General features: G+C 61.3%; 17 protein-coding genes. 11 read left to right on the plus strand and 6 right to left on the minus strand.

Features of this window, described 5'->3' with window-relative positions; genetic code table 11:
• Positions 1-21: 21 nt before the first annotated feature.
• Complete coding sequence (locus J3O30_RS20265; RefSeq protein WP_097622071.1) at positions 22-309, minus strand: hypothetical protein; 288 nt, start codon at positions 307-309, stop codon at positions 22-24.
• A 168-nt stretch (positions 310-477) separates the two neighbouring features.
• Positions 478-762: a hypothetical protein gene (locus tag J3O30_RS20270; protein ID WP_207581972.1), complete on the minus strand. Its 285-nt coding sequence runs from the start codon at positions 760-762 to the stop codon at positions 478-480.
• 200 nt (positions 763-962) lie between these two features.
• On the opposite strand from J3O30_RS20270, the gene J3O30_RS20275 reads away from it, so the two are divergent.
• Positions 963-2,711: a cation:proton antiporter gene (locus J3O30_RS20275; RefSeq protein WP_207581973.1), complete on the plus strand. Its 1,749-nt coding sequence runs from the start codon at positions 963-965 to the stop codon at positions 2,709-2,711.
• Between the two features lie 38 nt (positions 2,712-2,749).
• Here J3O30_RS20275 and J3O30_RS20280 read toward each other — a convergent pair whose 3' ends face one another.
• Complete coding sequence (locus J3O30_RS20280; RefSeq protein WP_207581974.1) at positions 2,750-3,040, minus strand: hypothetical protein; 291 nt, start codon at positions 3,038-3,040, stop codon at positions 2,750-2,752.
• Between the two features lie 253 nt (positions 3,041-3,293).
• On the opposite strand from J3O30_RS20280, the gene J3O30_RS20285 reads away from it, so the two are divergent.
• Together J3O30_RS20285 and J3O30_RS20290 are read left to right on the plus strand one after the other, a co-directional pair.
• Positions 3,294-3,884, plus strand: a complete 591-nt coding sequence (locus tag J3O30_RS20285; protein ID WP_207581975.1) for a YqaA family protein — start codon at positions 3,294-3,296, stop codon at positions 3,882-3,884.
• A 73-nt stretch (positions 3,885-3,957) separates the two neighbouring features.
• On the plus strand, positions 3,958-4,473 hold the full coding sequence (locus J3O30_RS20290; RefSeq protein WP_207581976.1) for a disulfide bond formation protein B: 516 nt from the start codon (positions 3,958-3,960) through the stop codon (positions 4,471-4,473).
• On the opposite strand, the gene J3O30_RS20295 is transcribed toward J3O30_RS20290, so the two are convergent.
• Complete coding sequence (locus J3O30_RS20295; RefSeq protein ID WP_007632738.1) at positions 4,474-5,031, minus strand: HNH endonuclease; 558 nt, start codon at positions 5,029-5,031, stop codon at positions 4,474-4,476. It abuts the gene before it with no gap.
• A gap of 111 nt (positions 5,032-5,142) precedes the next feature.
• A complete protein-coding gene (locus J3O30_RS20300) occupies positions 5,143-5,835 on the minus strand; it encodes a DNA-3-methyladenine glycosylase (protein ID WP_207581977.1) in 693 nt (230 codons plus the stop codon).
• Between J3O30_RS20300 and gluQRS the strand changes: the two genes are divergently transcribed.
• Positions 5,834-6,715, plus strand: a complete 882-nt coding sequence (gene gluQRS, locus J3O30_RS20305; RefSeq protein WP_207581978.1) for a tRNA glutamyl-Q(34) synthetase GluQRS — start codon at positions 5,834-5,836, stop codon at positions 6,713-6,715. The genes J3O30_RS20300 and gluQRS overlap by 2 nt on opposite strands.
• Here the strand turns inward: gluQRS and J3O30_RS20310 are convergent.
• Positions 6,680-7,603: a YihY/virulence factor BrkB family protein gene (locus tag J3O30_RS20310; protein ID WP_207581979.1), complete on the minus strand. Its 924-nt coding sequence runs from the start codon at positions 7,601-7,603 to the stop codon at positions 6,680-6,682. The two genes, gluQRS and J3O30_RS20310, sit on opposite strands and share 36 nt — an antisense overlap.
• 76 nt (positions 7,604-7,679) lie before the next feature.
• Between J3O30_RS20310 and J3O30_RS20315 the strand changes: the two genes are divergently transcribed.
• From J3O30_RS20315 to J3O30_RS20345, 7 genes are all read left to right on the plus strand, one after another.
• The gene (locus J3O30_RS20315) at positions 7,680-8,513 is read left to right on the plus strand and encodes an SDR family oxidoreductase (RefSeq protein WP_207581980.1); all 834 of its coding nucleotides are present in this window, start codon (positions 7,680-7,682) and stop codon (positions 8,511-8,513) included.
• Between the two features lie 14 nt (positions 8,514-8,527).
• Entirely contained in the window at positions 8,528-8,731 is a 204-nt protein-coding gene (locus tag J3O30_RS20320) for a twin transmembrane helix small protein (protein WP_207581981.1), read from the plus strand.
• Positions 8,732-9,125: 394 nt separating this feature from the next.
• The gene (locus J3O30_RS20325) at positions 9,126-9,704 is read left to right on the plus strand and encodes a cob(I)yrinic acid a,c-diamide adenosyltransferase (protein WP_207581982.1); all 579 of its coding nucleotides are present in this window, start codon (positions 9,126-9,128) and stop codon (positions 9,702-9,704) included.
• A gap of 32 nt (positions 9,705-9,736) precedes the next feature.
• Positions 9,737-10,522, plus strand: a complete 786-nt coding sequence (locus J3O30_RS20330) for a rhomboid family intramembrane serine protease (protein ID WP_207581983.1) — start codon at positions 9,737-9,739, stop codon at positions 10,520-10,522.
• Positions 10,523-10,698: 176 nt separating this feature from the next.
• The gene (locus tag J3O30_RS20335; protein ID WP_207581984.1) at positions 10,699-11,448 is read left to right on the plus strand and encodes an electron transfer flavoprotein subunit beta/FixA family protein; all 750 of its coding nucleotides are present in this window, start codon (positions 10,699-10,701) and stop codon (positions 11,446-11,448) included.
• 23 nt (positions 11,449-11,471) lie between these two features.
• A complete protein-coding gene (locus J3O30_RS20340) occupies positions 11,472-12,401 on the plus strand; it encodes an electron transfer flavoprotein subunit alpha/FixB family protein (RefSeq protein ID WP_207581985.1) in 930 nt (309 codons plus the stop codon).
• 252 nt (positions 12,402-12,653) lie between these two features.
• Positions 12,654-13,535: a 3-hydroxybutyryl-CoA dehydrogenase gene (locus tag J3O30_RS20345; RefSeq protein ID WP_207581986.1), complete on the plus strand. Its 882-nt coding sequence runs from the start codon at positions 12,654-12,656 to the stop codon at positions 13,533-13,535.
• Positions 13,536-13,731 lie beyond the last annotated feature (196 nt).

Genomic DNA, 13,731 nt, shown 5'->3' on the forward strand with positions numbered 1-13,731 from the left:
CGAATCCGTATCCGAATAAAACTACTTGTTCTTCAACAGCCACATCTTGCCGGCCATGGTGATGCCGTAGACGTCTTTCGAGACATCGTCATCGAGGTGCCGCCGCTCGAGAAAACCAGGCTCCTTCAGCTCACCCAGCGTCTTGGCGGTGACCGATTTGATTTTCTGAGGCCGCTCTTTCCAACGGTCGGTCTTTGCGTAGGTCACCGTCGCGTTCTGATGCGTCCATTTATTGGCTGGCTGAGGGTAAAGGTCTCCATCCCTGGCGAGTTTCAGTGCGGCAATCTGGGACGGCGTAAGCTCAATCATACTAAAAGATCCTGTGCAGGTGTTGTTTGCGCTGGGAATGCGCTTGTACCAAAGGCGTGCTCATAACACCGACGGACGAGTTTCACCACTGCATTGCGATATTCGCGCCACGAAAGGCGAAAACCCGGCTCATTGGAACCGGGCTTCGCCTTCGTCGGGTAATCCTGGTCAATCGCAACGCCGGACCGTCTTGGTAACCTCGCCTTCGTCGGTCTGTCGGGTGACGCTCCTGGTTTCGCAGCCATAGTCGCGATAGCGGCGGTGCTCGCGTTCGCGCACCGCACCGAAAGTGACGCCACGCTCGCTGATGGTGATGCCGGGTCGTACCCGCTCATGACGATAGCCGTCGTCATAGGAACGCTCCCGGACATAGACGCTGTCGGCGAGAACAGGCGCTGCAAACGAGCAGGCGGCAAGGGCCGCTACAGTACAATTCAGGATGATCTTCCGCATGTCGTTTCTCCTTTCTTGATGAAAGAGCAACGAGACAAGAGACAAGTGGTTCCAACATCGCCGGAGGCCCGACCTTGCGGCAAACGAGTTCCGGGCCTCACGGGCAAGACCGCAAACAAGGGCAGCGCACCCAAATCAACTGTTTAATTCCGCTTGGACTTCGTACAGAGTGGCCGCCGCAATCACAGGAAGGGTCAGACGTGCATCAGGAAGTAGGGCTCATCGCGACGGTTGCCGTCAGTTTCGTTTTCGCGGCGGTCCTGGGGTATGCTGCTGACCGGCTTCGGCTGCCGCCGCTGGTCGGCTACCTGATGGCCGGTATCCTGATGGGGCCGTTCACGCCGGGCTTCGTCGCCGATACCGCCCTTGCCGGTCAACTCGCCGAAATGGGCGTCATCCTTCTGATGTTCGGCGTCGGCCTGCATTTTTCCGCCTCCGACCTGCTGGCCGTGCGTGGCATCGCCGTGCCGGGCGCGATCGGGCGCATCATCCTCGCCACCCTCATGGGCATCGGCCTTTGCAAACTCTGGGGCTGGAGCCTCGGTGCCGGCATCGTCCTGGGCCTGAGCCTGTCTGTGGCGAGCACCGTCGTTCTGCTGAAGGCGCTGGAGGAGCGCAATCTCGTCAACGCGCCGAGCGGGCGCGTCGCCGTTGGCTGGCTGATCGTCGAGGATCTGGTGATGGTGCTGGCGCTAGTGCTGCTGCCGGCCCTTGCAGAACTTCTGGGTGGCAATGCCGTCGCTACGGCCAACCACGGCCTCGGCGAGCTTTCCCTGGTGCTGACGATCGGCCTGACGCTGCTGAAGGTTATGGGTTTCGCCGCCATGGCGATCTTCCTCGGCCCGCGCATCGTGCCCTGGCTGCTGACGATGGTCGCCCGCACCGGCTCGCGCGAACTCTTCACGCTGACGGTACTGGCGATCGCCCTCGGCATCGCCTTCGGCTCGGCGGCGATCTTCGGCGTCTCCTTCGCGCTCGGCGCCTTTTTTGCCGGCGTCGTCATGAGCGAATCCCAGCTCAGCCACAGGGCAGCGGCCGACTCGCTGCCGTTGCAGAATGCCTTCTCCGTGCTGTTCTTCGTCTCCGTCGGCATGCTCTTCGACCCATCGATCCTGGTGCGCCAGCCGCTGGCGGTGATCGGCGCGCTGGCGCTCATCATCCTCGGCAAGGGCATCATCACCTTCACGATCGTCATGCTGCTGCGATATCCGATCGGCCTGGGGCTGACCTTGGCCGGCGGCCTTGCCCAGATCGGCGAATTCTCCTTCATCCTCGCCGGCCTCGGTGTCTCGCTTGGGCTGCTGCCGCATGAGGGCCAGGATCTGATCCTTGCTGCGGCAATCCTGTCGATCACACTCAATCCCATCGTAATCTTCGCGACCGACGGGCTGAAGAAATATATCCATTCGAAATGGCCCTCCCTTTGGGAAAGCTACGGCAGGAAGAGGCAGAAGGCGCTCGGCAAGGAACTGGAAAAAATCAAGGCGCTCGGTGAGGAGCGCGAACGCGAGCATCAACTGAAGATGCAGCAGCTGATCGAGACTTTCCCGCTATTCTCTGAGGTCGACGAAGACGCGCAAGAGGAACTGCTGCTGCTCTTCAAGGCGAAATCCGCGCCGCCCGGCGAGCGCGTCATCCGCCGCGGCGATCGCGGCGACGGCATGTATTTTATCTCATCGGGAGCGGTGGAAGTCCGCCTCGCCAGTGGCGCGATCCGCCTGGAGCCCGGTGCCTTTTTCGGCGAAATGGCGCTTCTGACCGGCGGACGGCGCACTGCCGACGTCATTGCCGTCGACTTCTGCCAGTTCGAGGTGCTCGAGCGGCGCGACTTCAACATGTTCATGGCGCGTCATCCCAATTTGCGCGCCGCAGTCAGCGAAATGGCCCAGAAACGCACGGAGATGAACGACCAGCGTCAGCAATGGGAAAAATCGATGGATCTCTCATGACGCAACATGGGCGCATGTCTCGGCGATAGCACGATTGCTCAGCCTGCCGGCCAATAGCCATCGGCGCGGAAATCCTCCGGGATCGGATCGAGTCGCGACAAGCTCTCGGCCGCAAAATCGATCTGCAGCGACAGGTATTGAAGAGACGCCAGCATCGGCACGCCGGTCGCGAACTCCCGGATGCGCGAGAGATGATAGCCGCTGGCACTCAACCGCCGCGCCGCCTCCCGGCGCACGTCGTCTCGGCTCGGCCCGCCGCCCTCTTCGAACCGCTCAACCATGTGCACGGCCTGCCCGCGGCCGCCTTCAATCACTTTGAACATGCTCATGCCACCCTGCAGTCGCCCCAATTCGGCTGGAGCATGATGTCTTAAGAAAACCGCCCACAGTTTTCGGTATCATGCTCTGAGACAGCTTGCCGGAGAATCGCCGATTCGCCATCCCGTGAAATCTTGGGAGAGGCGCCGATGCCCCACATCACGAAAATTTTTGGACAGGGGTGGCACGAAGGACACGGGCAAGCATTTACAGCGCCGCACACGCCCCCTAAAGCTTTTCGCACTGCAACAGGAAGGGAACGGAATGCTCCGCAGACTTTACGACTGGACCATGTCTTTGGCCTCGCGCAAATCGGCCGAAGTCTGGCTCGCCGTCATCGCCTTCGTCGAAAGCTCCATCTTTCTCGTCCCCGCCGATGTGCTTTTCCTGCCGATGGCGCTTGCCAAGCCGGAGCGCTCCTATCGCTACGCGTTGATCGCGACCATCGCTTCCGTGCTCGGCGGCATCGCCGGCTGGGCGCTCGGCTATTACGCCTATGAGACGGTGGCCCGGCCGGTTCTCGAATTCTACGGCAAGCTCGACGCCTTCGAGCAGATGAAAGCCTATGTCACCTACGAGACGATCCTGCTGCTGCTTGTCACATCAGGTGTTGCGCATCTGCCGCCGATCAAGATCGTCACAATCCTGTCCGGCGTCATTCACGTCAATCTGGGCCTTTTCATTGTTTCGGCGATCGTTGCGCGCGGGGCGCGTTTCCTCTTCCTCGCCTGGCTGCTGCGCCGCTACGGCGAACCGATCCGGGACTTCATCGAGAAGCGCCTCGGCCAGATCGTCGGCTTCGGTGCAACTGCCGTGATCGTTTTATACATCGCCTACCGCTACCTCGCTCACTAGAACATAAGGTTGTCCGAAAACCGCTCGCGCTTTTCGGCATCGTGCCACTAAGCCAACTTCGCGGAGTTCCGCCATGACTGCCACTTCCTCGCCGCTCGCCCGCCCCGGGTTTGTCTATTCCATATTGCTCGCCATCGGCATGGCGGCCGCGGTCGGCACGGCGCTTGGTTTCCAATATATCGGCGGCTACATTCCCTGCGCACTCTGCCTGCTGCAGCGCCAGCCTTATTATTACGCCATCCCGATCGCCATCCTCGCAGCGATTTCGGAACTCGTCGGCCTGCCGAACTGGATCACCCGCGCGCTCATTCTTGCCGCCGGCATGCTAATGCTGGTCACCGCGGGCATGGGCGTCTATCACGCCGGCGTCGAATGGCATTTCTGGGCCGGCCCGGCCACCTGCTCGACGACGGCCAGCAGCATGACGACCAATGCCGGCGATCTGCTCGGCGAACTCAACACGATCAAGGGCCCATCCTGCACCGATGCAGCACTCAGGGTGCTCGGCCTGTCTTTTGCGGGCTGGAACGTGATTGCCGGAATTCTGCTCGCAGCCTTCGCCTTCGCAGGCGTTCGCAAAGCCGCTTGATCAAGGCTGCAGTTCGGTATCCCAGTAGAGATAGTCGAGCCAGCTGTCATGCAGATAGTTTGGCGGGAACAGCCTGCCGTTATTGTGCAGATCCTGCACCGTCGGCTGATAGGGCTTCTGCGACGGGAACATGCTTGCCTGCTTGGGAAGCTTGCTGCCCTTGCGCAGATTGCAGGGCGAACAGGCTGCCACGACATTCTCCCAGGTGGTCTCGCCGCCATGGGCGCGCGGGATGACGTGGTCGAAGGTCAGATCGTCATGGGCGCCGCAATACTGGCATTCGAACCGGTCGCGCAGGAACACGTTGAACCGGGTGAAAGCGGGATTGCGGGACGGCTGAACGTAGGTCTTGAGACACACGACACTCGGAAGCCGCATCGAGAAACTCGGCGAGGAAACCGAATGCTCGTATTCCGCGATGATGTTCACGCGGTCGAGAAATACCGCCTTGATCGCGTCCTGCCAGGACCACAGCGACAAGGGATAATAACTCAGTGGCCGGAAGTCAGCGTTCAGGACGAGCGCTGGCAGGGCCTGTGGGGAGACTGCAATCGTCAAGGGACTCTCCTGATCGATTCGGCATCTGCACCTGTATATTAGGCCGGTTGTTACAGGATTGTGAAGTCCAATAAATTCGGAGGATAAAGGCAATTTGAAGAGTGTTGCCGATCAGCTGGTCGGCACCATGTCGCGGCGCGTTTTCGCGGCGTAATAGGCCCAGAAAAGCCGGGCCGCCACGGAGCGCCACGGCGACCAGGGTTCCGCCAAGGCAGCCAGAGCCTTTGCTTCAGGCCGGGCCGCGAGACCGAATGCCGCGCCGACGGCATTCTGAAGCGCGACATCGCCGGCCGGAAAGACATCGGCATGGCCGCCGCAGAACATCAGATAGACCTCCGCCGTCCACGGACCGACGCCCTTCAGCGCGGTGAGTTCGCCAAGCGCTTCTTCAGGCGGCATCAGGCAGAGCCCGGAAAGATCGAGGCGGCCGGAGGCAACGGCTTCGGCGATCCGCGACAGGGTCTCAGCCTTGGCGCGTGACAGGCCGAATTCACGCCAGGCCTCGGCGTGAAGCAGCGCATAGCCCTCGGCGGTCAAAAGACCGTCCGCCGGCAGCATGCGCCGCCAGATCGCCTCGGCACTGGCGCGCGATACCATTTGTGAGACGATGATATGGGCAAGGCCGGCAAAACCCGGTTCGCGCAACCGCAGCGGAACGGGCCCTGCATCCACCGCGATCGGCACAAGGCGTGGATCGACACGAAGCAGTGCTTCGAGCCCCCGGCTGACGTCGTCTTCGTTGCGGATGATCTGCACATCGCCTCGCAGTGGTTCAAAACCTAAATCCATGGCAGAAGAAAGCATGACCACGAGCGAGCGTCAAAAACCTGTCTTTCGTTTTGCGCCGAGTCCCAACGGACAGTTGCATCTCGGCCATGCCCTCTCGGCTCTCCTGAACCGCGACATGGCGGCGATCGCGCGTGGGCGCCTGCTGCTGCGCATCGAGGATATCGACCAGGCGCGCTGCACTCCAGAGTTCGAGGCCGGCATCCTGAGCGATCTCGACTGGCTTGATATCGGCTGGGAAAGCCCGGTGCGGCGCCAGTCGGAACATTTCCCCGAATATCAGGCAGTACTGCACGCGCTGATCGAGCGCGGCCTGGTCTATCCGGCCTTCCTGACCCGAGGCGAGGTGAAGGCGCGCGTCGCTGCCTATGAGGCGGCCGGTGAATCCTGGCCGCGCGATCCCGACGGCACGCCACACTATCCCGCAAACGATCGCGAGCGCCCGGAAGACGAGTGGCGGGAAATGCTGACCTCGGGAAAGAAACATGCCTGGCGGCTCGATATGCGCAAGGCGCTGGACCTGATCGGCGAACTGCTGTTCTGGACCGAAACCGGCGACGGCAGATCGGGCGAGATCGCCGCCGACCCCGAAGTCTGGGGCGATGTCATCCTGTCGCGCTCGGACGCCCCGTCGAGCTATCATCTTTCAGTCGTCGTCGACGATGCGCTGCAGGGCGTCACCCACGTCGTGCGCGGCCTCGACCTCTTCCCCGCGACATCGGTGCACCGCCTGCTGCAGGTGTTGCTCGACCTGCCGCAACCGATCTATCACCATCACCGTCTCATTCTCGATGCGGCCGGCCGCAAGCTTTCGAAAAGCGACGGCGACAGCGGGCTTGGCGAATTGCGCGCCCGCGGCATGTCATGGGCCGATATTCGCCGCCTTGTCGGGCTCTGATGCCCGTTCGGCACGCTCTCTGCCGACGATCGAAAGCGTGTGGGAGAACATCCGGAAGACGCGGAATTTGATCAGCGCTGCATTGATCTCCGCCCCGATGATGAAGATGACGCCGATCATGTAGAGGAAGATCAGCACGATCATGACCGAGGCGAGGCCGGCATAGGTTGCGGTATAATTGGCGAAGGTCGCCAGATAATAGGCAAAGATCAGCGCGCCGGCGAGCCAGAGAAGCAGGGTCAGCAGCACGCCCGGGATGACATCAAAGACCCGCCGCTTGCCTGCCGGCAACCAGAGATGCATGACCAGCAATCCGACCGTCAGAACCACCAGCGTGCCGTAAATGCGCCAGCTGAAGACGATGTCGAGCGTGTCGGCAAACAGCGGAAACCAGTTCCTGGCATAATCGAGCGCCAGCGGCACGGCGACCAGCAGGATGCTGATCGCCGCAAAGATGATCACCGCGATCAGCACATAGCCGAGGCTCGCGAGTCGGGTGAAATACCACGGTCTCGTCTCCTGCACCCGGTAGGCGCGGTTGAGCGAGATGCGCAGCGCCTCGACGCCGTTCGAGGCGAAATAGGCGGCCGCCAGCACCGAGATCGTCAGCAGCCCGCCGCGCGGAATTGTCAACACCTGCAGCACCTGGTCGGCGAGCGGCTTGGCAATCGCCTCGGGCCAGGTGTCGAAGATCAGATGGATGGCGGTCGAGGAAAATTGATCGGCGCCGAGGAAGCTTGCAAGCGCCGTGCCGAAGATCAGGAAGGGGAAAACCGCAAGCAGGCTGGACAGCGCCACATGGCTCGCCATGGCAAAGCCGTCGTCCTCGATCATATGACAGATCGCGTCGTAGACCACGTCGTAGATCGTGCGCAGCGCCTTCGGCATTCCGTCTCCGGCTTTCCAGATTGTATCCTCTGGCCGAATATGGGAAACGAGTCCCATTTTGTACAGGAATCATTCCATGGCGGGAGAGCGTACCATCGTCGTGACCGGATGCTCGTCCGGCATCGGCGCTCATTGCGTGCGGGCTCTGAAAGCCGATGGCTGGCGCGTCTTTGCGACGGTGCGCAAGGCGGAAGACCTGCCGGGGCTGGAGGCAGACGGCATTGAAGCCTTGCTGATGGACTATGCCAGGTCCGAGACGATTTCGGAGCTGGTCGACGCGGTCCTGGAACGCAGCGGCGGCCGCATCGACGCGCTTTTCAACAATGGCGCCTACGGCCAGCCGGGCGCCGTCGAAGATCTTTCGACGGCCGCGTTGCGCGCCCAGTTCGAGGCGAATTTCTTTGGCTGGCACGAACTGACGCGGCAGATCATCCCGGCGATGCGCAAACGCCGAGAGGGGCGGATCGTGCAGTGCTCGTCGATCCTCGGCGTCGTGCCCTATCGCTATCGCGGCGCCTACACCGCTTCCAAATTCGCGCTCGAAGGCCTCAGCATCACCTTGCGCATGGAGCTACAGGGCAGTGGCATCCATGTGAGCCTGATCGAGCCGGGACCGATCGCCACGCGTTTCACCGCCAACGCGCTCGCAAAGATCAAGGAGCATATCGACCTTGAGAATTCGCAGCACGCGGCCGACTATGTCAAGCAACTGGCAAGACTTAATGGATCTGGCCCGGTCAGCCGCCATAAGCTTGGCCCGGAAGCAGTCTATTCCGTATTGAAACACGCATTGAACTCGAAAAATCCAAGGCCACATTATCCTGTAACGACTCCGGCCAAGCAGGGCATGTTCCTGAAGCGGCTGCTTCCGGCAGACCTCTTCTACCGCCTGATGCGCTGGACGGACTGAGAAAGCTGAATGCCATGTCCACGGTCACCTATATCCTTGCGATCATCGTCATGGGCGCCGTCGCCCTCGTCCTGATCCGCGGCCTCTTCAATATGATGAAGGGCGGCGATGCCAACCGTTCCAACAAGCTGATGCAGCTTCGCGTCCTGCTACAGGCAATCGCCGTCGTCCTGATCATGGTGACGCTCTGGCTGACCGGTGGTGGCCGGCCGACGTGACCGGGCAATCTAACGACAGAGGGATAAAATTGGGTACTATCGTCTCCTCGAACTCCCTCATTCCTGTGCTCGTCACAGGAATCCAGCCACCGCGCGTCCGCGCGGTGAATAACAAAATCCGACGTTCAAAAGCCTCTCCCGCGCCCAAAGACTTGGGCGCACTGGATTCCTGTGACGAGCACAGGAATGAGGGAGGTGAGGCCATGCACGACGCGGTGGTTCTGTACGCAGCGGCAAATTTTGCGACAATGCCAACTCCACCTTCCGTCACCCCAGGCCTTGAGCCGAGGATCCGTGCCACGACTGCTAGTGAATGCCATGTGGATGCTCGGGTTAAGCCCGAGCATGACGAAGGGTGGAGTGGTTCAGCCTTCCCGCCAATAGGCGGTGCGGCATGGTAAAACTCAACAAGATCTACACCAAAACCGGCGATGACGGCACCACAGGGCTGGTTTCCGGGCCGCGCCGGACAAAGGACGATCTCCGCGTCGAGGCCTATGGCACGATCGACGAAGCCAATTCCGCCATCGGCCTGGCGCGACTGCACACGGCCGGCTTGCCCGAGCTCGACGCTATGCTGATGTCGATCCAGAACGACCTCTTCGATCTCGGCGCCGATCTCGCCACACCCGATACCGGCGAGCCGCCGGCCTACGAACCGCTGCGGATCGTCGAGGCGCAGGTCGACCGCGTGGAGCGCGAAATCGACCAGTTGAATGCCGGCCTGGAACCGCTGAAATCCTTCATCCTGCCGGGCGGCAGCCCGGCCGCCGCACATCTGCATCTTGCCCGGACGATTGCGCGGCGCGCCGAACGTTTGATGGTGGCGCTTGCCCGCACCGACGGTGAAATCGTCAGCGAGGCAGCGATGAAATATGTCAATCGGCTCTCCGATTTCTTCTTCGTCGCCGCGCGTCATGCAAATGATCGCGGCCATGCGGATGTGCTTTGGGTTCCGGGAAAAAACAGATAGGCTTGCCGCGGTCGCGATCGCCGGGGGGCCTTATGTTCATACCTTTTCACGACGCCAATACGCTGAAATATATCAAGGTTCAGTGGGTGACGCTCTCACTGATCGCATTGAATGTCGCGGTCTGGCTTGTGACCAGCCTGGAGAGCGAGCAGGCCGCCCAGGCGACGACCGTCGGGCTCGGCTATATCCCGGCGATCGCCTTCGGTGACGCGGTGCTGGCGCAGGGGCTGGAAATCGTGCCGGAACCGCTGACCTACCTCACCTATGCCTTCGTCCATTCCGGCTTCTGGCATCTGGCGTCCAACATGATTTTTCTCTGGGTCTTTGGCGACAATGTCGAGGACGCGATGGGACACTTGCGCTTCCTGATTTTCTACGTCGTCTGTGCAGCCGCCGGCGCGCTCTGCCACGGTCTGCTGGCCATGGCCTCGCAGGCACCGCTGGTTGGAGCCTCGGGGGCGATCTCCGGCGTCGTCGCCGCCTATGTCATGCTGCATCCGCGCGTCAAGGTCTGGGTGCTGGTATTCTTCCGTTTGCCCCTGCCCTTGCCTGCCTTCATCCCGCTGCTTTTGTGGATCGGCCAGCAGTTCTTCATGCTGGCGATCGCACCGGATGGCGATGTTTCCTGGGGCGCGCATGTCGGCGGCATCCTTGCCGGGGCTCTTCTGATCCTGGTGTTGCGCCGACCCGGTGTACCGCTGTTCGACCGGGAGATCGTCACGCCCCGCGCCGTGAGAAGCGATCCTGGCGCCGGCCCTGCCATCGCCGCCGGCACGGATGGGCGCACAGCGCAGCGCCTTCCCTGGGGCCGACGCTGACAACAATATTGACGTGAACGTAAACGTTCATATATTGCCCGGCGAATCGTCTACCGGCGGCATAGAAGCGTTGTATTTGGAGGAAAAGCGCGTATCGATGTCGCCATTCGACAATCGGAGCGGCGCGCGAGCGGGCATTTTCGTTGAAGCCAGTTTCCCGTGAAGGAAGGACCCCCATGAAGATTCTCGTACCCGTCAAACGGGTCGTCGACTACAACGTCAAGATCCGGGTGAAGCCGGACGGCACGGGTGTCGAGCTTGCCAATGTGAAGATGTCGATGAACCCGTTCGACGAAATCTCGGTGGAAGAGGCGCTGCGGCTGAAGGAAGCCGGCAGGTGCGAGGAAGTGATCGTCGTTTCGATCGGTCCGGCCAAGGCCGAAGAGACGCTGCGGACCGCCCTTGCCATGGGCGCCGACCGGGCGATCCTGGTCGAGACCGACGATGCCGTCGAGCCGCTCGCCGTCGCCAAGATCCTCAAGGGCATCGTTGATGCCGAGCAGCCGGGTCTTGTCATCGTCGGCAAGCAGGCGATCGACGACGATTCGAACCAGACCGGCCAGATGCTGGCAGCACTGCTGGGGTCCGCCCAGGCCACCTTCGCCTCGAAGATCGAAATCGCTGACGGCAAGGCTGAGGTCACCCGCGAAGTCGATGGCGGCCTGCAGACGATCGAGATCACGCTGCCGGCGGTCATCACCTCAGACCTCAGGCTGAACGAACCGCGTTATGCCTCGCTGCCGAACATCATGAAGGCGAAGAAGAAGCCGCTCGACAAGAAGAGCCCGGCCGATTTCGGTGTCGACACCACGCCGCGGCTGAAGGTTCTGAAGACCGAGGAACCGTCGGGCCGCAAGGCCGGTGTCAAGGTCAAGTCGGTCGCCGAACTGGTCGACAGACTGAAGAACGAAGCCGGCGTGCTTTAAGCCAGGAAAGAGAGAACACCATCATGACTATTCTTCTTCTGGCCGACCACGACAATCAAAGCCTTTCCGACCAGACCGCCAAGGCGCTGACGGCGGCAAGCCAGATCGGCGGCGACGTCCATGTTCTGGTCGCCGGCAAGGGCGCCAAGGCAGCCGCCGATGCCGCGGCAAAACTCTTCGGCGTCGCCAAGGTGCTGCTGGCCGAAAGCGACGAACTTGCCAACAATCTGGCCGAGCCGCTTTCCGACCTGATTGTTTCGCTGGCCGGTGCCTACGACACGATCATCTCGGCTGCCACCTCGACCGGCAAGAACGTGCTGCCGCGCGTCGCTGCCCTGCTCGACGTCGCCCAGGTCTCCGAAATCATCGAAGTGATCTCATCCGACACCTTCAAGCGGCCGATCTATGCCGGCAATGCCATCCAGACGGTGCAGGCAAGTGATGCGAAGAAGGTGATCACCGTGCGCACCGCTTCCTTCGCTTCGGCAGCCGAAGGCGGTTCTGCTGCCGTCGAGGCGATCCCGGCGATCTCAGATCCGGGGCTGTCGCGTTTCGTCAAGGATGCACTGTCGGCCTCCGACCGTCCGGAGTTGACGTCGGCGAAGATCATCATCTCCGGCGGCCGGGCGCTCGGCTCGGCCGAGAAATTCCGGGAGGTCATCCTTCCCGTTGCCGACAAGCTCGGCGCTGCCGTCGGCGCCAGCCGCGCTGCCGTCGATGCCGGTTATGCGCCGAACGACTGGCAGGTCGGCCAGACCGGCAAGGTGGTGGCGCCTGATCTTTACATTGCCGCCGGCATCTCCGGCGCCATCCAGCATCTGGCCGGCATGAAGGATAGTAAGGTCATCGTCGCCATCAACAAGGACGAGGAGACGCCGATCTTCCAGGTTGCCGACTATGGCTTGGTCGCCGACCTGTTCGAGGCCCTGCCGGAATTGGAAAAGGCGCTCTAAGCGCATGCCGCGCAAAACTGTGCAGCGGTTTTGCGGATAACGACATGCGTAAAGCGAAGACCTAAAGCGCGAGAAGCGAATCGAAAGATTCGCAACGCGCTTTAAACGCGTCAAATGCTTTTCTTTCGCACTTGCGAATGACTGGAAAATTATCTTTTATCGGGCTACTACTGCTGCCGGGCGATCCTTCGTCCGGCAGTATTGCTAAAAAATGCGGCAGCGCGGGGGCGAATGCCGTGCGGGGGTTTGGAGATGAATGCGGTGTTGAAGAATATTGGTATTATCGGTGCCGGCCAGATGGGCTGCGGCATCGCGCATGTTTCGGCCGCCGCAGGTTACAGGGTTCACATTTACGATCTCTCCCAGGATCGCATCGAATCCGGCCTTGCCACCGTCAACGGCAACCTTGCCCGCCTGGTGACGAACGGCAAGATGACCGAAGAGGAACGCAAGTCGACTTTGTCGCTCATCACAGGCTCGTCCGATGTCAATGATCTCGCCCCGTCCGATCTCGTCATCGAGGCCGCCACCGAGGATGAAACGGTCAAGCGCAAGATCTATGCGCAGGTTTGTCCGGTCCTGAAGCCCGAGGCGCTGCTTGCCACCAACACCTCTTCCCTTTCCATCACCCGGCTAGCTGCCGCCACTGACCGCCCCGAACGCTTCATGGGCATACATTTCATGAACCCGGTGCCGGTGATGAAGCTGGTCGAACTGGTGCGCGGCATCGCGACCGATGAAAAGACCTTCTCGGCCGCCAGGGAATTCGTCGGCACGCTGGAAAAGACCATCACCGTGGCCGAGGATTTCCCGGCCTTCATCGTCAACCGCATCCTGCTGCCGATGATCAACGAGGCGATCTATACGCTCTATGAAGGCGTCGGCACGGTCGATGCCATCGATACGGCGATGAAGCTCGGCGCCAACCATCCGATGGGGCCGCTGCAGCTTGCCGATTTCATCGGCCTCGACACCTGCCTTTCGATCATGCAGGTGCTGCACGACGGCCTGGCGGACTCGAAATACCGTCCCTGCCCGCTGCTGGTGAAATATGTCGAGGCGGGCTGGCTCGGACGCAAGTCCGGACGCGGCTTCTATGACTATCGGGGTGAAGTGCCGGTCCCGACGCGCTAGAGCTTGAAGCCGAAAAGTGTGAGCGGTTTACTTATGACATCATGCTCTAGCTCTTTAATGTAGAACGATGATTTTAGGCCGACCGGGCCTAAAATCATCCTGTTCTAAGCGGGTGTCGCCCGAAAGGGCGAATGGACGGCCCGCCCGCGAAATGCTTTCTTGCCGTGAACGGGAGGGAACGCCATGTCGACTGAAA

Origin of the sequence: Rhizobium sp. NZLR1 (assembly GCF_017357385.1) — a bacterium.
Lineage (GTDB): Bacteria > Pseudomonadota > Alphaproteobacteria > Rhizobiales > Rhizobiaceae > Rhizobium.